Raw genomic sequence first — 21,900 nt, forward strand, 5'->3', positions numbered from 1 at the left:
TATGACTCCTGCCGTTTGCGCCGTTGGGTCCATGAAACCGATTCTCCCCGCCGTCTGGCTATCGATCTGTCTGCTGATGACCTTCCAGGCCGAAGGACTCATGGCGGCTCCCCTGCAGGAAAAACCGGCAGCCAGCATTACCTCGCAACAACCCGCCCCGGCCAAAAAAGCCGCAGCGGTCAAAAAGAAAGCGGCCAAGGTGAAAAAACGGGCGCCGATTGCCTCCAAGTCCAAACCCGCCAGCGAGGTGGTGAAAACCAAGTTGCCTTCGGCCGACCTGGATTTGAGTCTGCCCGAGGACATGGCGGAGGAATTGAAACCGATCGGTTCGGTACCCTTGCCACGACACGACGAAGTATTGCCGCAAATGTTCGGTGACAAGGCCGGCAGCACGCCGTTCCAGCTCAACGGAAGGCTGATCAGTAACGAAATGCAGTTGCAACTGCGTAACGAAGAGCGCCGGGAAGTCGAAGGCGCAGCGCTGGAATTCGAATTCAAGCGGTAATTGCGATATCTGTGACCCGTTAGCCAGACACTTTGTCGGAGACTGGTCAGTCACGTTCGTTTGAGCGAAAAAACCTGGGTCCAGGCAATTTAAAACGACCGTTTTAGCGGTTACCCTGTGCCCCGTCTTTAACACATCGCCCGTCGCGAGGAGCTCGTCGTCATGAAATGCCGAGAAGGCTGTGGCGCCTGTTGCATTGCCCCTTCCATCAGTTCACCGATTCCCGGCATGCCTAATGGCAAGGCCGCCGGAGAACGTTGCGTTCAGCTGTCTGCGGAGAATTTGTGCAGTATTTTCGGCAAGGCGGAACGTCCCGCCGTGTGTTCGGCATTTGCAGCCGATGTCGAAGTCTGCGGAAGCAGCAGTGATGAAGCGATCAAATTGCTGGGATGGTGGGAGCAAATGACGGCGGCGTAGTGTGTTCAACGAACGGAACTTCAACAATAAGGAATAAGATTATGGGTTCGCTGCATCGTATGGCTGTGCTCTGTGGTTTGACTGTAGTGCTGGCCACCACGGCCGCTCAGGCTGAAAACTGGACTGTCGCCAAGAACGAAGATGGGATCAAAGTCTCCCTGAGTGAAGTGGCTGGCTCCGATTACAAGGCCTACCAGGGCGTCACCCTGATGAAGACCACCATGGCCAAACTGCGCGCATTGCAGGAAGACGTGCCAGGCGCCTGCGCCTGGATTCACGACTGCAAAACCCAGAAGTTGCTCAAGCACGAAGGCGACCAGAGCTGGACCTACACCCAGTTCAATACGCCCTGGCCGGTCACCGCGCGTGATTCGGTGCTGCATGTCACCACCGTTGAGGGCGCAGACGGCAGCCTGACCCGTAAGCTCGAAGGCGTACCGAAGTACCTTCCCGAAGAAAAAGGCTTTGTGCGGGTCACCAAGGTCGACGGTTTCTGGAAGTTCGTGCCCAAGGGCGACCAGATCGAAGTGACTTATCAGGTGCACACAGAGCCGGGCGGCAGCATTCCGTCGATGGTGGCGAACAAGTTTGTGGTCGATGCGCCGTTCAATACCTTGAAAGCCCTGAAAGAACGTGCCGAGAAGTGATTGCTCCGTTTTTTTGATGTCGGCTGCATTGGGTACATATCCGTTTCTGCGGTAACGGCCGCTGACGGTTTCGCTCTTACAGCGAGTCACTTGTGCGCCCAGCATGGGCGCCATCCCAGAGGTGAAAGTCCTCTCTTGAGCTGGCCACAGCGAATGAAGCGAAGCGCAACTGCATGAGGGCGACCGAGTGTGGGAAGGAAGCGTGGAACGTAAACCGCGAGCCGAGGTACACGAACCGCATATAAGGCGCCGCCGGTCAGGGCGAGCAGCCAAGTGACTGCGAAGCTCTTGTGGCCAAAGTGCCGGGGACGTAAATGCGGCGGTTGTGCGGTGAAGGATGGCGTTCTTACCTGGGGAGATCTCGCCTCATGCCTGAAAGGGCGACGGCGCAAGCCGGAGCGAGAAGTCAGCAGAGGTCGTAGTAGCTGCGTTGCAGCGAAGGGCCGAACGAGAAGGAGTGAGGTTCACCATGGCGATACAACAGGCCTTGCATCAGATGCCCGGGAAACCGGGGCGGGACGCAGCTGCGACGGGTGAAACCCGACGCGAAGCGTCCAGCGATGAAGCTGGTTGTCCGCGCGATGACCCGAACCCCATGGGGTCAGGGCTTCTGCAAGAAGTCCTGACCAGAGAAAACCTGCAACTGGCGCTCAAGCGAGTCCGGTCCAATAAAGGTGCGGGCGTCGACGGTCTTGGGATCGATGAGACGGTCGAGCATCTGCAAACGGCCTGGCCCGTCATACGGGCACAGTTGCTGGCGGGAACGTACCGGCCAAGCCCGGTGCGTAGAGTTCTGATCCCAAAACCGGAAGGAGGCGAGCGCAAGCTGGGCATTCCGACGGTGACGGACAGACTGATCCAGCAGGCGCTTCTACAGGTTTTACAGCCTCTGCTGGACCCGGGATTCAGTGATCATAGCTATGGTTTTCGTCCCGGTCGCAGCGCTCACCAAGCGGTACTGGCGGCGCAGCGATATATTCACTCGGGGCGAGACATCGTGGTGGACGTCGATCTGGAGCAGTTCTTCGATCGCGTTGATCATGACCTGTTGATCGCTCGACTGAGCAGGAAGGTGACCGACCGAGGCGTTCTGCGTCTGGTCCGGGCTTATCTGAACAGCGGGACGTTGATCGACGGCGTAGTGGTAGTCAGTGAACGAGGGACGCCGCAAGGCGGCCCACTTTCACCATTGCTCGCCAATGTATTGCTGGACGAGGTGGACAAGGAGCTGGAGCGACGAGGCCATTGCTTCGTCAGGTACGCGGACGATGCGAATGTTTACGTGCGCAGCCTCAAGGCCGGCCAGCGGGTAATGGCAGTGCTCCGTCGCCTTTATGACCGACTTAGGCTGCAAGTAAACGAGAGCAAGAGCGCAATTGCCAGTGCGTTTGGCCGCAAGTTTCTGGGCTACGGCTTTTGGCTGTCAGCTCAAGGCGAGGTCAAACGCTGGGTGGCAAGCAAAGCGCTACAGACGTTCAAAAGCCGCATCCGACAGCTGACGTCTCGAAATTGGGGTCGAAGCATGTCGCGAGTGGTGGAAGGTCTGAGGCTGTACCTACTGGGTTGGAAAGCGTACTTCGGTTTATCGCAAACCCCTCGCCTCTGGCATAGGTTCGATGAATGGATACGCCGACGACTCAGGGCCATCCAGCTAAAACAATGGAAAACTGGAAGGAAGACGTACCGTGAACTGCGCAAACTTGGAGCAGGCCCTGACTTGGCAGCGGCGATAGCCGGCAACAGCCACAGGTACTGGCACAACAGTGTCGGTCTGATCCATGGAGTGCTTACGGTGGCGTGGTTCGACCGGTTGGGTCTACCTCGACTCTGCTGACCTCAACTTCTCGAACCGCCCGGTGCGGACCCGCATGCCGGGTGGTGTGGCAGGGGCGCGGCCAGATGGCCGCCTCCTATGCCGATGGAAGAGCCCCAAGTAACCAAGGGCTTTTGCCCCGCCATTCGGTGCCTCGCCTAGGCTCGGCATGCCCTCACTCCGGCATTGCTCCGGGGGCCCGCCGCCATCGGCCATCCATGGCCGGGGGCGGCTACCGCGGCATCCCTGCCGCGGTGCCCCCTGCGCAACGCCTGCGTTCGGCCTCTGGGAAAGGGGCGGCAGATCTAAAGCCAAAGCCAAAGCCAAAGCAACGGCAACGGCAACATCAACATCAACAGCAACAGCAACAGCAACAGCAACAGCTTCGCGAGCAGGCTCGCTCCCACATGGATCGGCGTACCCCTTCGCTTTTTCACCACTCAACAGGCCGAGCGTTAGCTCGCCTGCAGCTTTTGATCTTGATGCACCGCCCCCTCGAGAGGCCGAGTGGAGGTTCTGCGCAGTGGGCAACCCGGCATGGATGCCGGGTTAGCCGCCCCCGGCCATGGATGGCCGATGGCGGCGGGCCCACGGAGCAGGACCGGAGCGAGGGCATGCCGAGCCTTAGCGAGGCACCGAACGAAAGGGGCAAGAGCGTTTGGTTACTTTGCGCTTCTCAAAGTGACCCGCTGTAAGAGCGGAACCATAAGCCGCCGTTACCGCAGAATCGGATATACACACAAGCAAACGGGGCATCAGAGGCTGGGACTTTATTTTGTTTCCAGATATACGTTGCACGAAATTTTCACAAAGCCTCCAAGACAATTCGCCCCGCGCCGCGCATGCCGGTCAGTAATCAATGGCAATGCCGCGGACGATCGTGCAACATTTGCGCACCGCGCAAGCCCCGGGGTCGAGAACTGGCCAACAGAGGGCAAGGCGCCGCTGTATTTTTGAAACTTCAACTTCCAATGGGTCCTAAAACGACATGGCAAACCCGGACGCCCTGAGTCAGCAGCGAGCTTCTAGTCGCCTGCTGCAACCGACCGTCAAATCGCATCTGGCCTACACGCTGCTGTGTGCCCTGGTCATGATGGTCATGTTCACCCTGCTGCGCGTCGCGCTGCTGGTCTACAACCGCGAGATGATCCTCGACACACCGGCCTCGACCTTTTTCGAAGCGTTCACCAACGGTCTGCGTTTCGACCTGCGACTGGTGGTCTACCTCAGCGTTCCGCTGGTGCTGGCACTGTTCAGCGCCCGGGCCATGGCCGCCCGCGGGTTCTTCCGTCTCTGGCTGACCGTCGTCTCGAGCATTGCATTGTTCCTCGGCCTGGTGGAGATGGACTTCTACCGCGAGTTCCACCAGCGCCTCAACGGCCTGGTCTTCCAGTACATCAAGGAAGACCCGAAAACCGTGACCAGCATGCTCTGGTACGGTTTCCCGGTGGTTCGCTACCTGTTGGCCTGGGTCGTGGGCACCGTGATCCTGACCCTGGCATTCAAGGGCGCCGACCGCGCCACCCGTCCTCGCGGTCCATTCAGCGGCGGCAGTGTCAGCTCACGCCAGATCGCCCCATGGTACTCGCGCATCGCGGTGTTCGTGGTCTGCCTGCTGGTCTGCGTCGTCGCTGCCCGTGGCACCCTGCGTCAGGGCCCGCCGATGCGTTGGGGGGACGTCTACACCACCGACTCCAATTTCGCCAACCAGCTGGGCCTCAACGGCACATTGTCGCTGGTCGCCGCGGCCAAGAGCCGGATGTCCGAAGACCGCGACAACATCTGGAAAGCCACGCTGCCGCAGCCGCAAGCCCAGCAAATCGTGCGTGACATGCTGGTGATGCCGGATGACAAGCTGGTGGATAGCGAGACTGCCGCCGTGCGTCGCGATTACACGCCGCCGACCGACAAGACCCTGCCGATCAAGAACGTCGTCGTGATCCTGATGGAAAGCATGGCCGGTCACTCGGTGGGCGCGTTGGGTGCCCCAGGCAATATCACGCCATACCTCGACAAGCTGTCGAAGGAAGGCCTGTTGTTCGACCGTTTCTTCTCCAACGGCACCCATACCCATCAGGGTATGTTCGCCACCATGGCCTGCTTCCCGAATCTGCCGGGTTTCGAATACCTGATGCAAACGCCTGAGGGCAGCCACAAGCTGTCCGGCTTGCCGCAATTGCTCAGCGCCCGTGACTACGACGATGTGTACGTCTACAACGGCGACTTCGCCTGGGATAACCAGTCGGGTTTCTTCAGCAACCAGGGCATGACCAACTTCATTGGTCGTAACGACTTCGTGAACCCGGTGTTCTCCGATCCGACCTGGGGCGTGTCCGACCAGGACATGTTCGACCGTGGTCTGGTCGAGCTCAAGGCGCGGGAAAACGGCAAGCCGTTCTACGCATTGCTGCAGACCCTGTCGAACCACACGCCATACGCCTTGCCGACACCCTTGCCGGTTGAACGCGTGACCGATCGCGGTAACCTGAACGAACACTTGACCGCCATGCGCTACGCAGACTGGGCGCTGGGCCAGTTCTTTGAAAAGGCCCGCAAGGAGCCGTACTTCAAGGAGACCCTGTTTGTCGTCGTGGGCGACCACGGGTTTGGCAACGAGCGCCAGATCACCGAAATGGACCTGGGCCGCTTCAACGTGCCGATGCTGTTCATCGCACCGGGTATCCAGGAAAAGTTCGGCCAGCGTGACCACACCGTGGGCACCCAGATCGATATCGTGCCGACCATCATGGGCCGGATCGGTGGCGAAGTGCGCCATCAGTGCTGGGGACGTGACCTGCTCAATCTTCCCGAAGGCGATACCGGTTTCGGCGTGATCAAGCCGTCGGGCAGCGAACAGACCACGGCCATCATCACGGCCGACCAGATTCTGGTGCTGCCGAAGGAAAAGGAAATGGCGCCGAAGGTGTACCAGTATGAGCTCGGTGCTACGCCGCGCGCCGAGGTGGTTGCGAATGCGCCGCGAACGGCGGAGCTGAAACTCAAGCTCGAAGCATTCCTGCAAACGGCAACCAAGAGCCTGATCGACAACACCGCCGGTGTGGTTGACGGCAAGCCGGACGGAATAGTCGAAGCGCAATAAAAAAAGAGGCCCTTGAAAAGGGCCTCTTTTTTTGCCTGTTAAACCTTTATATCTTGCCCAGCAACAGCAGGATCAACAGCACCACCAACACCACGCCGATGATACCCGACGGCCCATAACCCCAACTTCTGGAGTGTGGGAAGACCGGTAAACCACCTACCAGCAGGAGGATCAGGATAATGATCAGAATTGTGCCCATGTTTATTTCCTTGTTGGAAGTGTTCTGGAACTACCTGGCGTTTAACGGTCAGCCGCGATGCTATAAAACCAGGCTGCTTACCAAATCCGACTGTTGCCCATGAAAGAAAATTCCAAGTTTTTTTAATGTTTTTCGAAGAAAGGCTTATTTCGTTTTTACTGCATTAGTGGGTTGGGGCACTTCCACGGTTTGCTTGGGCCATTCAGCAATCTGATGGAGCGTGGGTCGGGCAATGTCCTTCGCTACACTCGACACATCTTCCCCGGAACAACAAGGCTGTTTGCTATGCAAAATCGCATGATGATCACTGGTGCGGGCTCTGGCCTGGGTCGCGAAATCGCGCTGCGCTGGGCGCGTGAAGGCTGGCAACTGGCCTTGTCGGATGTTAGCGAGCCTGGTCTGCAAGAAACCCTGAAACAGGTTCGCGAGGCCGGCGGCGACGGCTTCATCCAGCGTTGCGATGTACGCGATTACAGCCAGTTGACCGCCTTCGCCCAAGCCTGCGAAGAGAAACTGGGAGGCATCGATGTCATCGTCAACAACGCCGGCGTTGCTTCGGGCGGGTTCTTCAGTGAACTGTCCCTTGAGGATTGGGACTGGCAGATCGCAATCAACCTGATGGGGGTGGTCAAGGGCTGCAAGGCCTTCCTGCCGCTGCTGGAAAAAAGCAAAGGCAAGATTATCAACATTGCGTCGATGGCCGCGCTGATGCAAGGCCCGGCCATGAGCAACTACAACGTCGCCAAAGCGGGCGTGGTGGCCCTGTCCGAAAGCCTGCTGATCGAGCTGGCGCAGCAGGAAGTCGGCGTGCATGTGGTGTGCCCGTCATTCTTCCAGACCAACCTGCTCGATTCCTTCCGCGGCCCGACGCCGGCCATGAAGGCCCAGGTCGGTAAATTGCTGGAAAGCTCGCCGATCAGCGCTGCCGACATTGCCGACTACATCTATCAACAGGTCGGCGCCGGTGAATTCATGATTCTGCCCCATGAACAGGGCCGTATGGCCTGGGCGCTCAAGCAGAAGAACCCACAACTGCTCTACGACGAAATGACCGTCATGGCCGACAAGATGCGCGCCAAGGCCAGGCAAACCGCAGGCTGAGCTTGCCCCTGGGTATCACCGTCGCTAGGGTGGCCGCAATCGGTCATCCTCGCGAGACGTTTGCATGCTCAATTACCTGTGGTTTTTCCTCGCCGCGCTGTTTGAAATCGCCGGCTGCTTTGCCTTCTGGGTGTGGCTACGTCAGGGCAAGAGTGCCTGGTGGATAGTGCCGGCGTTGCTCAGCCTGACGGTGTTTGCGCTGCTGCTGACCCGTATCGAGGCGACCTATGCCGGTCGCGCGTATGCTGCTTACGGTGGTATCTACATCATTGCGTCGATTGGCTGGCTGGCGGTGGTCGAGCGGATTCGTCCGTTGGGCTCGGACTGGGTCGGCGTGGCACTGTGCGTGATCGGGGCGAGTGTCATCCTGTTCGGGCCGCGCTTTTACGCATCCTGACAGACCGGTCCTACAGCGCCGGTGATTTGTCAGTTCTTTCCTACGCCGGCTTACTTCTTGCGCTGTAGGGAAGGACTGATTTGCCGCCGTCGCATTGAACACCCGCCATGGGCCGGGCATCTTCAGGGTCAACCAATCCTGAAGGACGAATACCATGCTTGTACTCAGTCGCGTTGTGGGCGAATTGATCTCTATCGGTGACGACATTTCCGTGCGCATTGTGGCCGTCAACGGCGGCACGGTGCGCTTCGGCGTCGAAGCGCCACGAAACGTCAACGTGCACCGGGCCGAGATCTATGAACGCATCCAGCTCAATCTGCCGAAAAAAGACAAAGCGCGCTGAAGGTTTCAGTCAAACAGATGCTTGGGCACGTCGTGCTTGAGCATCAACTGGCATTGCTCGCTTTCCGGGTCGAAGACAATCAGCGCCTGACCCTTGGTCAAGGCCTGGCGAACACGCAGTACGCGGGTTTCGAGCGGCGTGTCATCACCGTTGTCGGTGCCGTCACGGGTCACGAAATCCTCGATCAGACGGGTCAGGGTGTCGACTTCAAGTTGGTCATGGGGGATCAGCATGGGCACCTCGGCTAAACAATGGCGCGATGCTACGGCGGTTATGAACGCATCACCAGTAGGAGCTGCCGAAGGCTGCGATCTTTTGATCTTCAGCGACCTAATAGACGCCAAAGATCAAAAGATCAAAAGATCGCAGCCTTCGGCAGCTCCTACAGTAGCGTTCGCTTAGCTATCGTTGCGCTGCCCCACCAGGCTATCCACCGACGGTACCCGAGTATCGCTTTCCATTTGCGTGTCATGTTCGATCTGATGACTGAACCTGTCCAGCGACCCCTTCGCAGGCTGGGCATCGCTGGCGAATACCGGCGGGCTGAGGATATAGGCACCCAGCAAACGACTGAGCGCGGCGAGACTGTCGATGTGGGTGCGTTCGTAGCCGTGGGTGGCGTCGCAGCCGAAGGCGAGCAGGGCGGTGCGAATGTCATGGCCGGCGGTCACTGCCGAGTGCGCATCGCTGAAGTAATACCGGAACAGGTCGCGGCGCACCGGCAACTCATTGTCACTGGCCAGCCGCAGCAGGTGGCGTGACAAGTGATAGTCATAAGGCCCGCCGGAATCCTGCATCGCCACGCTCACTGCATGTTCGCTGGAATGCTGGCCCGGCGCGACTGGAGCGATGTCGATGCCGACGAATTCGCTGACATCCCAGGGTAACGCTGCCGCCGCGCCGCTGCCGGTTTCCTCGGTAATGGTGAACAGCGGATGACAGTCGATCATCAGCTCTTCACCGCTGTCGACGATGGCTTTCAGCGCTGCCAGCAGTGCAGCAACACCGGCCTTGTCGTCGAGGTGACGGGCGCTGATGTGGCCACTTTCAGTGAACTCCGGCAACGGGTCGAAGGCGACGAAATCGCCGACGCTGATTCCCAGGGAGTCGCAATCGGCACGGGTGGCGCAATAGGCGTCCAGACGCAATTCGATGTGATCCCAGCTGATCGGCATTTCATCCACGGCGGTATTGAAGGCGTGCCCGGAAGCCATCAGCGGCAACACGCTGCCGCGGATCACGCCGTTATCGGTAAACAGGCTGACCCGGCTGCCCTCGGCAAAACGGCTGGACCAGCAACCGACCGGAGCCAGGGTCAGACGGCCGTTGTCCTTGATCGCGCGAACCGCCGCGCCGATGGTGTCCAAGTGCGCGGAAACGGCCCGGTCCGGACTGTTCTTCTTGCCCTTGAGGGTGGCACGGATGGTCCCGCGACGGGTCATTTCAAAGGGGATGCCAAGCTCTTCAAGCCGTTCGGCGACGTAGCGCACGATGGTGTCGGTGAACCCGGTCGGGCTGGGAATGGCGAGCATTTCCAGCAGGACTTTTTGCAGGTAGTTGAGATCAGGTTCGGGAATTTTGTTGGTCATGGAAACTCCTGATGAGTTAAGCGCTGATCGTTCCCACGCTCCGCGTGGGAATGCAGCCAGGGACGCTTTGCGTCCCAAAAGCGGACGCGGAGCGTCCGGTGAGGCATTCCCACGCAGAGCGTGGGAACGATCGTAAGGGGAGCGTCAGGCCGCCGGCTGACTATGCGGAAACAACAAATCCACAAACCGCTCGGCCGTCGGCTGCGGTTCATGGTTGGCCAGCCCCGCCCGCTCGTTGGCTTCGATAAACACATACTCCGGCTGATCGGCGGCGGGCACCATCAGGTCGAGTCCGACCATCGGAATATCCAGTGCCCGCGCGGCACGCACCGCCGCATCGACCAGGGTCGGATGCAGGATCGCCGTGACATCCTCGAGAATACCGCCGGTATGCAGATTCGCCGTGCGGCGTACGAACAGATGCTCGCCGGCCGGCAGAATACTGTCGTAGTCATAGCCTGCTGCCTGCAGGGTGCGCTCAGTCTCATGGTCCAGCGGGATTTTGCTTTCACCGCTGGTGGCCGCCTGGCGCCGTCGACTCTGGGCTTCGATCAGCGCACCGATGGAATGCTGACCGTCACCCACCACTTCTGCTGGTCGGCGGATCGCGGCGGCGACCACTTCGAAACCGATCACCACGATCCGCAAGTCGAGCCCTTCGTGGAAACTTTCCAGCAGCACGCGGCTGTCGAACTGGCGGGCTGCCTCGATGGCTTGCTGGACCTCTTCAATGGTCTGCAAATCCACCGCGACCCCTTGACCCTGCTCGCCGTCCAGGGGTTTGACCACCACCCGTTCGTGCTCATCGAGAAACGCCAGATTGTCGTCCGCGTTACCTGCAAGCTGTTGCGCCGGCAGATTCAGGCCGGCCTTTTTCAGCGCCTTATGGGTCAGGCTCTTGTCCTGACACAAGGTCATGCTGATGGCGCTGGTCAGATCGCTCAAGGATTCGCGGCACCGTACCCGACGACTGCCATGGATCAAGGTGAACAGGCCGGCCTCGGCATCATCGACCTGCACGTCGATGCCACGCCGGTGTGCTTCCTCGACGATGATCCGCGCATACGGATTGAACTCGGCTTCCGGACCGGGGCCGAGGAACAGTGGCTGATTGATGCTGTTCTTGCGCTTGATGGCGAAGGTCGACAGGTTGCGAAAACCCAGCTTGGCGTAAAGACTTTTCGCCTGGCGGTTGTCGTGCAGTACTGACAGGTCCAGGTAACTCAAGCCGCGGCTCATGAAATGTTCGATCAAGTGCCGCACCAGTACTTCACCGACGCCCGGTCGCGAACATTGCGGGTCGACGGCGAGGCACCAGAGGCTGCTGCCGTTTTCCGGATCGTTGAACGCCTTGTGATGATCGAGGCCCATGACGCTGCCGATGATCGCGCCGCTGTCCTCATCTTCGGCCAGCCAGAATACCGGGCCGCCCTGGTGACGCGGGGTCAGCAGGCTCGGGTCGATCGGCAGCATGCCGCGCAGCTGATACAGCTGATTGATCGCCGACCAGTCCGCATCGCTCTGGGCCCGACGGATGCGAAAACCGCGAAATACCCGGGTGGACTGCCGGTAATCGCTGAACCACAGACGCAAGGTGTCGGACGGGTCGAGGAACAGTTGTGCCGGCTCCAGCCCCAGCACTTGCTGGGGCGCGGCGACGTAGAGCGCAATGTCGCGCTCGCCGGGCTGCTCGTTGAGCAACTCCTGGGCGAGGCTGGCCGGGTCGGCAAAGGTGTGGCCGATCAATAACCGGCCCCAGCCGCAATGCACGGCGATCGGCGCCGCGCCCAATTCACTGCCGTCTTCGGCCAGGCGCGCCTGCAAGCGTTCGTAGGAGGGCGCCTGACCGCGCAACAAGCGTTGGCTGTATGCCGTGGCATGGGGTTTCATCGATCAGATTCCTTGTTCACTGAGCCACAGGTTCAGGGCCGCCAATTGCCACAGCTTGGAGCCGCGCAACGGGGTCAACTGTCCTTCTGGATCGGTCAGCAGGCGGTCGAGCATGGCGGGCTTGAACAGACCGCGATCCTGACTTGGATCGAGCAGCAGTTCACGCACCCAGTTCAGCGTGTCGCCCTGCAAATGCTTCAGGCCAGGGACCGGGAAGTAACCTTTCTTGCGGTCGATCACTTCACTGGGAATCACCAGCCGGGCCGCTTCTTTCAAGACTTGCTTGCCGCCGTCCGGCAGTTTGAATTTACCCGGCACCCGGGCCGACAATTCCACCAGGCGATAGTCGAGAAACGGCGTGCGCGCTTCCAGGCCCCAGGCCATGGTCATGTTGTCGACGCGTTTGACCGGGTCGTCCACCAGCATCACCGTGCTGTCCAGGCGCAAGGCTTTGTCCACCGCTGCGTCCGCGCCGGGCTGGGCGAAATGTGCTTTGACGAAGTCGCCAGCGGCGTCATTGGCGGTCAGCCATTTCGGCTGCACAGTGGCGGCGTAGTCGTCGTAGCTGCGGTCGAAGAACGCATCGCGATAGGCGGCGTAAGGATCGGCGGCGCCGTCGACTTGCGGATACCAGTGGTAGCCGGCAAACAACTCGTCCGCGCCTTGGCCGCTCTGCACCACCTTGCAGTGCTTGGCCACTTCCCGGGACAACAGATAAAAGGCAATGCAGTCATGGCTGACCATCGGCTCGCTCATGGCGCGGAACGCCGCAGGCAGTTGCTCGATGATCTCTTTTTCGTCGATGCGCAGTTGGTGGTGTTGCGTGCCGTAATGCTTGGCGATCAGGTCTGAATACTGGAACTCGTCGCCACGCTCGCCGCCGGCATCCTGGAAACCGATGGAGAAAGTCGACAGGTTTTCAACGCCGACTTCCCGCAACAGCCCGACCAGCATGCTTGAATCGACACCGCCGGACAGCAGCACGCCGACGTCGACCGCCGCACGTTGACGAATCGCTACCGCGTCGCGGGTGCTCTCGAGCACTCGGTCGCGCCAGTCTTCGAGGGTCAGGTTCATCTCGTCGGCATGTGGGCCGTAGGGCAGGGTCCACCAGGTTTTCTGCTCGGTGGTACCGTCCGCTTCGATGCGCATCCAGGTCGCCGGTGGCAGTTTTTCGATGCCCGCCAGCAAGGTGCGCGGCGCCGGGACCACGGCGTGGAAATTCAGATAATGGTTGAGCGCCACCGGATCGAGGATCGGGTTGATGTCGCCGCCCTTGAGCAACGCCGGCAGGGACGAGGCAAAGCGCAGGCGCTGGCCGGTGCGCGACAGGTACAGTGGCTTTACGCCCAGACGGTCGCGGGCGATGAACAGGCGTTTGGCGTCGCGCTCCCAAATGGCGAAGGCGAACATGCCATTGAGCTTGGGCAGCAGCGCTTCGCCCCAGGCGTGATAGCCCTTGAGAAGCACTTCGGTGTCACCGCCGGAATAGAAGGCGTAGCCCAGGCTTTCCAGCTCGGTGCGCAATTCCGGGAAGTTGTAGATGGCGCCGTTGAAGGCCAGGGACAAGCCCAGTTGGTTATCGACCATCGGCTGCGCCGAGCCGTCCGACAGGTCCATGATTTTCAGGCGACGATGGCCGAGGGCAATCGGCCCTTGGGCCTGGAAGCCCCATGCGTCAGGGCCGCGAGGGGCCAGGTGATGGGTGATTCGTTCAACGGCTGCAAGGTCCGCAGGTTGATGATCAAAGCGTAACTCGCCAGCTAATCCGCACATAAAGTCCTTACCGGTTTTTCCGTTGGGGAGGGTCAAGCGATACCGCACCAAAAACGGTGGGTACTCAGAAACTGACCAGCGTGAATCCCCGTAGTTTTAGACCGATAAGTTATAAGCCAAGGGTTCAGACTTTTCCGCGGATCAATTGGCGCAGGGCAAAACGGTTGGGATGACAGGCCTCGGCGATTGACCTGGGCATGGGCAGAGGTTCGTTTTCGATCCATGCCGCGAGCAATTCACCCGACAGTGGCGCGGTGATCAGGCCGCGAGAGCCGTGGCCGCTGTTGACGTAAAAACCCTCAAGCCAGGGGCAGGGAATGTCCGGTACTTGCCGGGCGTCCTTGCTCAGTACGGCGTAGGCGTCGGCGAACGCTGTTTGCTCGGCCAACGGGCCGACGATCGGCAGATAGTCCGGGCTGGTGCAGCGGAACGCGGCGCGTCCTTCAAGCTGCTGCGGGTCCAGTTCCCGAGCCTGCAGTCGAGTGGCCAGGTCGGGGGAGATTTCCTCGAGCAACGCCAGGTTGCCCAGGTGCTCGGTGAGGGTCGGGGTCAGGTCATCGCTCTTGAAGTCGAAGCTGGCGCCAAGTGTGTGTTCGCCCAGTCGAGCCGGCGCGACATAGCCTTCGGCGCACACGACGGTGGTCAGGCTCTGGCTTTCAGGTGTTTGCGCCAGTCGGGTGATCTGGCCACGAATGCGTTTGAGGGGCAGCTCGGCACTCTGCGCAAAACGCTTGATCTCGGCGGCAGCGGCCAGGATCACCACGGGGGCACTGGCCAGCAAGTCATCACCGTCCCAGGCCTGCCACTGATCATCAACCTTGTGCAGTTCCAGTACATTGCGGTGGGGCAGCCACTGGATGTTCGCTGAGGACGCCTGCCAATGGCACAACGCTGGCGGATGAACCCAGCCACCTTCCGGGAAGAATAAACCGCCGTGCTCCAGGGCGATGCCGGCCTGTGTCTGCGCCTGCGGTTGATCGAGCAGGTGCACCAGGTCTGGCGAAAAGGCTGCCGCCAACTGCGCCTGACGCTCGGCTTCCTTGGCGTTGAAGGCCAGTTGCAGGACGCCACAATCGTCCCAGTCGACGCCCCGATGCAAATGCTCAAGCAAGCGTCGGGTGTAGCCAAAGCCGCTGACGATCAATTGCGACAACGCCGTGCCATGGGCCGAAAGCTTGAGATACAGCACGCCCTGGGGATTGCCCGACGCTTCCTGCGCCAGCGCATGGTGACGCTCCAGCAGGCTGACTTGCCAACCCCGCGCAGCCAGGCTGGCGGCCGTCGCGCAACCGGCCAGGCCGGCGCCGACCACCAGCGCTCGACGCTCGCCGGTCAGCGGCGCCGGGCGTGCAAACCAGGGTTTCACGGCGACGGGTGTCGGGATTTGTTCTGGCCAGCCGACGAAGGTGCCGCGCAGGATTTCCCATTTGTGGCCGATGCCTGGCGTGCGCTTCATCTTGAAGCCTGCCGAGTTCAGCAAGCGCCGCACCCAACCAGTGCTGGTGAAGGTGCTGATGGTCGAGCCGGGTGCCGCCAGGCGCGCCAGTTCGGCGAACAGCTCGGCGGTCCACATGTCGGGGTTTTTCGCCGGGGCGAAACCGTCGAGAAACCAGGCGTCGATCTGTGCGTCCAGTTGCGGCAGTTGTTCCAGCGCATCGCCGATCAACAGGGTCAAGGTCACGCGGCCACTGTCCAGCACCAGGCGCTGGAAACCTTGATGGATCGCCACGTATTGCGCCAGCAGTTGATCGGCAAACGGCTTGAGCTCCGGCCACAAGGCCAAGGCACGCTCCAGATCGGGCAGGCTCAACGGATACTTTTCGACACTGACGAAATGCAACCGCGCTCCACCCACAGCGTGCTGTTCAAACAACTGCCAGGCGCATAGGAAATTCAAGCCGGTGCCGAATCCGGTCTCGCCGATCACCAGTCGACCGCCAGGGGGTAATGAGGCGAAGCGCTCACGCAAAGCATTCTGTTCGAGGAACACATAACGGGTTTCGTCCAATCCGGACAGATCGGAGAAATACACATCGTCGAACACCCGCGAACGCGGGAGCCCTTGGTCGTCCCAGTCGAGCTGGGCGTGGCGCAATACAGGTTTCATGGCAGGCTCGGCAACGGCAAGGCAGCCATTCTAGCCGATCGCCACAAAAGCCCGAACCACAGGGAATTTTCCCTGCTGACTATTGGCCCAATCCGCTAGTCTTGCTCAATCCTGGAAGGAGCCGTCCCATGTTCGAATCCGCCGAAATCGGTCACGTCATCGACAAAGAAACCTACGAAGCTGAAGTGCCAGCGCTGCGCCAGGCTTTGCTTGAGGCGCAGTTCGAACTTCAGCAGCAGAAGCGCTTCCCGGTGATCATCCTGATCAACGGCATCGAAGGCGCGGGCAAGGGCGAGACCGTCAAGCTGCTCAACGAATGGATGGACCCGCGCCTGATCGAGGTCCGCACTTTCGATCAACAGACCGACGAAGAGCTGGCGCGACCACCGGCCTGGCGCTATTGGCGGATGCTCACGGCCAAGGGCCGCATGGGGGTCTTCTTCGGCAACTGGTACAGCCAGATGCTGCAAGACCGGGTCCATGGCAAATTCAAGGATCCGCGGCTCGATCAAGGCATCAACGCCGCCGAGCGACTGGAGAAGATGCTGTGCGACGAAGGCGCGCTGATCTTCAAATTCTGGTTCCACCTCTCGAAGAAACAAATGAAAGCGCGGCTCAAGGCCTTGGCTGATGATCCGCTGCACAGTTGGCGCATCAGCCCGCTGGACTGGCAGCAATCGCAAACCTACGACAAATTCGTCAAGTACGGCGAACGCATTCTGCGTCGCACCAGCCGCGACTATGCACCTTGGCATGTGATCGCCGGGATGGACCCGCGCTATCGCAGTCTGGCGGTGGGCAAGATTCTGCTCGATGGCCTGCAAGGCGCCCTGCAGCGACCCAGGATTCACCCGGCCAAAGTCAGCGCCGCGCCTTTGACCAGTAGCGTTGATCAGATGAACCTGCTCGACAGCCTGGACTTGACCCTGAATCTGGACAAGGACGATTACGAAGAACAGTTGATCACCGAGCAGGCGCGGTTCTCCGGACTGATGCGCGATAAACGCATGCGCCGCCACGCCCTGATCGCCGTGTTTGAAGGCAATGACGCAGCGGGCAAGGGCGGGGCCATCCGCCGGGTGGCCGCGGCGCTGGACCCACGCCAGTACAGCATCGTGCCGGTCGCCGCGCCCACCGAAGAGGAGCGGGCGCATCCGTATATGTGGCGGTTCTGGCGCCATATTCCGGCGCGGGGCAAGTTCACTGTGTTCGACCGCTCCTGGTATGGCCGGGTGCTGGTGGAGCGCATCGAAGGTTTTTGCAGCGCGGCGGACTGGTTGCGCGCCTATGGTGAAATCAACGACTTCGAAGAGCAGATCGCCGATGCCGGGGTGATCGTGGTCAAGTTCTGGCTGGCCATCGACAAACAGACGCAGATGGACCGATTCGAGGAGCGTGAACAGACGCCTTTCAAGCGCTTCAAGATCACCGAAGATGACTGGCGCAATCGAGACAAGTGGGACGACTATCGGGCCGCGGTCGGCGACATGGTCGATCGCACCAGCACCGAGATCTCGCCCTGGACCCTGGTGGAGGCCAATGACAAGCGCTGGGCCCGGGTCAAGGTGTTGCGCACCCTCAACCGGGCGCTGGAAGAAGCGTTCAGGAAATCCGACAAGAAGGTGAAAAAGAACAAGGGGTAAGCCAATGGTCGCGCATACGCGAGGTGAATGATTGTCGCGGTCGGTCATTCTGTGGACTTATGCTCGGTCCACTCTAAACCGACAACAACAATGAGGTATGCCATGCGTGAAGTGGTGATCGTCGACAGCGTGCGGACCGGCCTGGCCAAATCCTTTCGCGGCAAGTTCAACATGACCCGTCCGGACGATATGGCGGCGCATTGTGTCGACGCCTTGTTGACACGCACGGGGATCGACCCGGCCAGCGTCGAGGATTGCATCGTCGGCGCCGGCTCCAACGAAGGCGCCCAGGGCTACAACATCGGGCGCAACGTCGCCGTGCTCTCGCGTTTGGGCGTCGGCTCCGCCGGCATGACCCTCAACCGATTCTGCTCCTCTGGCTTGCAGGCGATCGCCATCGCCGCCAACCAGATCGCCTCGGGTTGCAGCGACATCATCGTTGCCGGTGGTGTCGAGTCCATCAGCCTGACCATGAAAAGCGTCAACACCGACAACCTGATCAACCCGCTGCTCCAGGAGCAGATGCCGGGCATCTACTTCCCCATGGGCCAGACCGCCGAAATCGTCGCCCGTCGGTACCACGTCAGCCGCGAACAACAGGACCTGTACGCCCTGCAAAGCCAGCAACGCACCGCTCAGGCCCAGGCCGCGGGATTGTTCGACGATGAAATCGTGCCCATGGCGGTGAAGTATCGGGTTGAAGACAAGGCCACCGGCCAAGTGCAGCTCCTGGACGGCATCGTCGATCGCGACGACTGCAACCGCCCGGATACCACGCTGGAAAGCCTGGCCGGGTTGAAACCGGTCTTTGCCGAAGACGGCTCGGTGACCGCCGGTAATTCTTCGCAACTGTCCGATGGCGCCTCCATGACCCTGGTGATGAGCCTGGAAAAGGCCCTGGAGCTGGGATTGAAGCCGAAAGCCTTCTTTCGCGGCTTTGCCGTGGCCGGGTGTGAACCTGATGAAATGGGCATCGGCCCGGTGTTTTCAGTGCCCAAGCTGCTCAAGGCGAAGGGCTTGCAGATGGCCGACATCGATCTGTGGGAGCTCAATGAAGCGTTCGCGTCCCAGTGCCTGTACAGCCGCAATCGGCTGGAGATCGATAACGATAAGTACAACGTCAATGGCGGCTCGATCTCCATCGGCCACCCGTTCGGCATGACCGGTTCGCGCCAGGTCGGGCATATCGTGCGTGAGCTGCAGCGGCGTAACTTGCGCTACGGCGTCGTCACCATGTGCGTAGGGGGTGGGATGGGGGCGACGGGGTTGTTTGAAGCGGTGCGTTAGAGTCGAAAATTTTGTAGCCTGATCAACCGCTTTCGCGAGCAGGCTCGCTCCCACAGGGATCTGGTGTGCGACAGAGATCCAATGTGGGAGCGGGCTTGCTCCGGGCGGCGTTCCGACGATGTAGGCGCCGCGGTTTATCGGTTCATACGCGAAAGCAGCCTCCGCTCTATATAAACCTGAATCTCCAATTCAGCCTTCTCCAGGTTTTCAAACGGCCCCTCCAGGGTGTTTTCCCGGGTACTGAAATACAACTCCCCATTCACACGGCACATCCGGTCACTGCGAAAGTGTGTGGCGGGGGCGTTGTCCTGGGCGCGCATGCCGTACATGGCGATCTCCTGTAGGGTGTTGCCGTTGGTGGATCCAATGAGCTTATGCACGAACCACTGGCAATGCCTCGCCAACCGATCGACGGCCTATCGCCCCTTGAATGTTGCGACCTGCACAGTTTCATTCGCGGCCAATCGCCAACTGTCCCTGTGTGCCGAGCGGCTCTGCGCCTAGAATGACGGTTCTCGCCAATGGGCTTCGGGGTACGCATGCACATTTCATCGGGTCGCTGGGTCTATGGTCTGTTCCTGGCCTTGTTGACCGCGTTGCTGTGGGGAATCCTGCCGATCAAGCTCAAGCAAGTGCTGGTGGTGATGGATCCGGTGACGGTGACCTGGTTTCGTCTGATGGTGTCCGGCGGGTGCCTGTTCATTTGCCTGGCGGCGACCAGGCGCCTGCCCAGTCGCAAAGTCCTCGGCCCACGCGGTGGCTGGCTGGTGTTGATGGCGGTGCTCGGTCTGGTGGGCAACTACGTGCTGTACCTGATGGGGTTGAACCTGCTCAGCCCCGGCACCGCGCAGCTGGTGGTGCAGATGGGGCCGATCATGCTGCTGATTGCCAGCCTGTTTGTGTTCAAGGAGCGGTTCAGCATGGGGCAGGGGATTGGCCTGTTGGTGCTGCTGATCGGCTTCGGGTTGTTTTTCAACCAGCGGCTGGCCGAGTTGTTCACGTCCCTGACTGACTATACGGCCGGCGTCCTGTTGGTGCTGTTGGCCTCCACCGTCTGGACCTTCTATGCCCTGGGGCAGAAGCAATTGCTGACGGTGTGGAATTCGTTCCAGGTGATGATGGTGATCTACCTGTTTTGCGGGTTGTTGCTGACGCCCTGGGTGCATCCGCTGGAGGCACTGCAACTCAGTCCGTTGCAAGGCTGGCTGCTGCTGGCGTGTTGCATGAACACCCTGATCGCCTATGGCGCGTTTGCCGAGGCGTTGGCGCATTGGGAAGCTTCGCGGGTGAGTGCGACCCTGGCGATCACGCCGTTGGTGACCTTTGCTGCGGTGGCGGTGGCGGCGTGGTTGTGGCCGGAGTATGTGCATGCCGAGACAATCAATGGTCTTGGGTATGGCGGGGCGGTGCTGGTGGTGCTGGGGTCGGCGCTGGTGGCGTTGGGGCCTTCGCTGATGGCCGGGCTCAGGGCGCGTCGGGTTCGGGTGGCGGCCAGTTAGACCGCGTTATCGTTCTTCGCGAGCAAGCCCGCTCCCACAGGTTTTGTGTCGAGCACAATTTCGGTGAACGACGCAACACTTGTGGGAGCGTGGCTTGCCCGCGATGACGGACTGTCAGGCGCCGAAAATCTTAACCTTTGGCCCCAGCCTCCAGCATATTCTCCGGCCTAACCCACGCATCAAACTCTTCATCCGTCAGATACCCCAACTGCAACGCCGCTTCCCGCAAGGTCAACCCTTCGCCGTAAGCCTTCTTGGCAATCTCCGCCGATTTGTCATAACCGATGTGCGGATTCAGCGCTGTCACCAGCATCAGCCCACGTTCCAGATGTTCCGCCATTTTCGCCGCATCCGGCTCCAGGCCGGCGATGCAGTGCTGCTGGAAGTTGCCGCAGCCATCGCCCAACAAGCGAATCGATTGCAGCAGGTTGTGGATGATCACCGGCTTGAACACGTTCAATTGCAGATGCCCCTGACTCGCCGCAAAACCGATGGCGACGTCGTTGCCCAAGACCTGGCAAGCCAGCATCGACAGCGCTTCGCACTGGGTCGGATTGACCTTGCCGGGCATGATCGAACTGCCCGGCTCGTTGGCCGGCAGTTTCACCTCGGCAAAACCGGCACGCGGCCCAGAACCCAGCAGACGCAGGTCGTTGGCGATTTTCATCAGGGTGACGGCGAGGGTTTTCAGCGCGCCGGACAGGGTGGTCAGCGGCTCATGGCCGGCCAGTGCGGCGAATTTGTTCGGTGCGGTGACGAACGGCAGGCCGGAGAGGGCGGCCAGTTCGGCGGCGATCGCTTCGCCAAACCCGTGGGGCGAGTTCAAGCCTGTACCGACGGCGGTGCCGCCCTGGGCCAGTTCGCAGACGGCCGGCAGCGCGCTGCGGATCGCCCGTTCCGCGTAATCCAACTGCGCGATGAACGCCGACAGTTCCTGGCCGAAGGTAATGGGTGTCGCGTCCATCATGTGGGTGCGGCCGGTCTTGACCAGCTTCATGTGCCGCGCGGATAACTCGGCCAACCCGCCGGACAGTTCGCTGATCGCCGGCAGCAAATGCTGTTGCACTGCCTGGGCCGCGGCGATGTGCATCGCAGTGGGGAAGCAGTCGTTGGAGCTCTGGGAGCGATTGACGTGATCGTTGGGGTGCACCGGGGTCTTGCCGCCGCGCGGGTTGCCGGCCAGTTCATTGGCACGACCGGCGATCACTTCATTGACGTTCATGTTGCTCTGGGTGCCGCTGCCGGTCTGCCAGACCACCAGCGGGAACTGGTCGTCGTGGCTACCGTCGAGCACTTCGTCGGCGGCCTGTTCGATCAGCCGGGCGATGTCGGCGGGCAGGTCACCGTTGCGGTCATTGACCCGCGCCGCGGCTTTCTTGATCAGCGCCAGCGCATGCAGCACCGCCAGCGGCATGCGTTCGTTGCCGATGGCGAAATTAATCAGCGAGCGTTGCGTCTGAGCGCCCCAGTAGGCTTCATCGGGGACTTCCACCTGGCCAAGGCTGTCGGTTTCGATACGGCTCATCATGCACACTCCTGTAGGTCTGATAGCGCAGTTTAGGCCGTGATCTATCGCTGTGGTTCCAT

Annotated in this window: 19 protein-coding genes; 11 read left to right on the top strand and 8 right to left on the bottom strand. The window is 60.6% G+C overall.

Annotated features, from left to right (window positions below; genetic code table 11):
• Positions 1 to 31: 31 nt before the first annotated feature.
• The 5 genes from ACA067_RS06865 to ACA067_RS06885 all read left to right on the top strand — a co-directional run bounded on the left by ACA067_RS06865 (position 32) and on the right by ACA067_RS06885 (position 6,482).
• Positions 32 to 505 (top strand): translation initiation factor 2, encoded by a 474-nt coding sequence (locus tag ACA067_RS06865; protein ID WP_497461121.1) that lies wholly within the window; start codon positions 32 to 34, stop codon positions 503 to 505.
• Between the two features lie 162 nt (positions 506 to 667).
• The gene (locus tag ACA067_RS06870; RefSeq protein ID WP_150744446.1) at positions 668 to 922 is read left to right on the top strand and encodes a YkgJ family cysteine cluster protein; all 255 of its coding nucleotides are present in this window, start codon (positions 668 to 670) and stop codon (positions 920 to 922) included.
• A 41-nt stretch (positions 923 to 963) separates the two neighbouring features.
• Positions 964 to 1,569, top strand: coding sequence for an START domain-containing protein (locus ACA067_RS06875; protein ID WP_497461122.1), 606 nt, complete (start codon positions 964 to 966; stop codon positions 1,567 to 1,569).
• Positions 1,570 to 2,038: 469 nt separating this feature from the next.
• The gene (gene ltrA, locus ACA067_RS06880) at positions 2,039 to 3,403 is read left to right on the top strand and encodes a group II intron reverse transcriptase/maturase (RefSeq protein WP_497461123.1); all 1,365 of its coding nucleotides are present in this window, start codon (positions 2,039 to 2,041) and stop codon (positions 3,401 to 3,403) included.
• Between the two features lie 967 nt (positions 3,404 to 4,370).
• Complete coding sequence (locus ACA067_RS06885) at positions 4,371 to 6,482, top strand: LTA synthase family protein (RefSeq protein WP_497461124.1); 2,112 nt, start codon at positions 4,371 to 4,373, stop codon at positions 6,480 to 6,482.
• 46 nt (positions 6,483 to 6,528) lie between these two features.
• Here the strand turns inward: ACA067_RS06885 and ACA067_RS06890 are convergent, their stop codons facing one another.
• A complete protein-coding gene (locus ACA067_RS06890; protein WP_178084746.1) occupies positions 6,529 to 6,687 on the bottom strand; it encodes a DUF3309 family protein in 159 nt (52 codons plus the stop codon).
• A 279-nt stretch (positions 6,688 to 6,966) separates the two neighbouring features.
• Between ACA067_RS06890 and ACA067_RS06895 the strand changes: the two genes are divergently transcribed.
• From ACA067_RS06895 to csrA, 3 genes are all read left to right on the top strand, one after another.
• Positions 6,967 to 7,782, top strand: a complete 816-nt coding sequence (locus ACA067_RS06895; RefSeq protein WP_150799761.1) for an SDR family oxidoreductase — start codon at positions 6,967 to 6,969, stop codon at positions 7,780 to 7,782.
• 64 nt (positions 7,783 to 7,846) lie between these two features.
• Complete coding sequence (locus tag ACA067_RS06900; RefSeq protein ID WP_497461125.1) at positions 7,847 to 8,179, top strand: YnfA family protein; 333 nt, start codon at positions 7,847 to 7,849, stop codon at positions 8,177 to 8,179.
• A 154-nt stretch (positions 8,180 to 8,333) separates the two neighbouring features.
• Positions 8,334 to 8,522: a carbon storage regulator CsrA gene (gene csrA, locus ACA067_RS06905; RefSeq protein WP_497461126.1), complete on the top strand. Its 189-nt coding sequence runs from the start codon at positions 8,334 to 8,336 to the stop codon at positions 8,520 to 8,522.
• A gap of 5 nt (positions 8,523 to 8,527) precedes the next feature.
• Here the strand turns inward: csrA and ACA067_RS06910 are convergent, their stop codons facing one another.
• From ACA067_RS06910 to mnmC, 5 genes are all read right to left on the bottom strand, one after another.
• Positions 8,528 to 8,755, bottom strand: coding sequence for a YheU family protein (locus ACA067_RS06910; protein WP_003199186.1), 228 nt, complete (start codon positions 8,753 to 8,755; stop codon positions 8,528 to 8,530).
• A 165-nt stretch (positions 8,756 to 8,920) separates the two neighbouring features.
• Positions 8,921 to 10,111: an osmoprotectant NAGGN system M42 family peptidase gene (locus ACA067_RS06915; RefSeq protein ID WP_497461127.1), complete on the bottom strand. Its 1,191-nt coding sequence runs from the start codon at positions 10,109 to 10,111 to the stop codon at positions 8,921 to 8,923.
• 144 nt (positions 10,112 to 10,255) lie between these two features.
• Complete coding sequence (gene ngg, locus ACA067_RS06920) at positions 10,256 to 12,001, bottom strand: N-acetylglutaminylglutamine synthetase (protein ID WP_497461128.1); 1,746 nt, start codon at positions 11,999 to 12,001, stop codon at positions 10,256 to 10,258.
• 3 nt (positions 12,002 to 12,004) lie between these two features.
• On the bottom strand, positions 12,005 to 13,777 hold the full coding sequence (locus ACA067_RS06925) for an N-acetylglutaminylglutamine amidotransferase (protein WP_497461129.1): 1,773 nt from the start codon (positions 13,775 to 13,777) through the stop codon (positions 12,005 to 12,007).
• Between the two features lie 124 nt (positions 13,778 to 13,901).
• The gene (gene mnmC, locus ACA067_RS06930) at positions 13,902 to 15,884 is read right to left on the bottom strand and encodes a bifunctional tRNA (5-methylaminomethyl-2-thiouridine)(34)-methyltransferase MnmC2/FAD-dependent 5-carboxymethylaminomethyl-2-thiouridine(34) oxidoreductase MnmC1 (protein ID WP_497461130.1); all 1,983 of its coding nucleotides are present in this window, start codon (positions 15,882 to 15,884) and stop codon (positions 13,902 to 13,904) included.
• A gap of 128 nt (positions 15,885 to 16,012) precedes the next feature.
• On the opposite strand from mnmC, the gene pap reads away from it, so the two are divergent.
• Both pap and ACA067_RS06940 read left to right on the top strand, forming a co-directional pair.
• Entirely contained in the window at positions 16,013 to 17,527 is a 1,515-nt protein-coding gene (gene pap / locus ACA067_RS06935) for a polyphosphate:AMP phosphotransferase (protein ID WP_497461131.1), read from the top strand.
• Positions 17,528 to 17,629: 102 nt separating this feature from the next.
• The gene (locus ACA067_RS06940) at positions 17,630 to 18,814 is read left to right on the top strand and encodes a thiolase family protein (RefSeq protein ID WP_497461132.1); all 1,185 of its coding nucleotides are present in this window, start codon (positions 17,630 to 17,632) and stop codon (positions 18,812 to 18,814) included.
• A 134-nt stretch (positions 18,815 to 18,948) separates the two neighbouring features.
• Here ACA067_RS06940 and ACA067_RS06945 read toward each other — a convergent pair whose 3' ends face one another.
• Positions 18,949 to 19,143 carry a DUF6316 family protein gene (locus tag ACA067_RS06945; protein WP_497461133.1) on the bottom strand — a complete coding sequence of 65 codons (195 nt, stop codon included), beginning with the start codon at positions 19,141 to 19,143 and terminating at the stop codon, positions 18,949 to 18,951.
• Positions 19,144 to 19,353: 210 nt separating this feature from the next.
• Between ACA067_RS06945 and ACA067_RS06950 the strand changes: the two genes are divergently transcribed.
• A complete protein-coding gene (locus ACA067_RS06950) occupies positions 19,354 to 20,313 on the top strand; it encodes a DMT family transporter (protein ID WP_497461134.1) in 960 nt (319 codons plus the stop codon).
• A gap of 130 nt (positions 20,314 to 20,443) precedes the next feature.
• Here the strand turns inward: ACA067_RS06950 and ACA067_RS06955 are convergent, their stop codons facing one another.
• Positions 20,444 to 21,838 (bottom strand): class II fumarate hydratase, encoded by a 1,395-nt coding sequence (locus ACA067_RS06955; RefSeq protein WP_497461135.1) that lies wholly within the window; start codon positions 21,836 to 21,838, stop codon positions 20,444 to 20,446.
• Positions 21,839 to 21,900 lie beyond the last annotated feature (62 nt).

This window comes from Pseudomonas sp. LBUM1674, assembly GCF_059695635.1.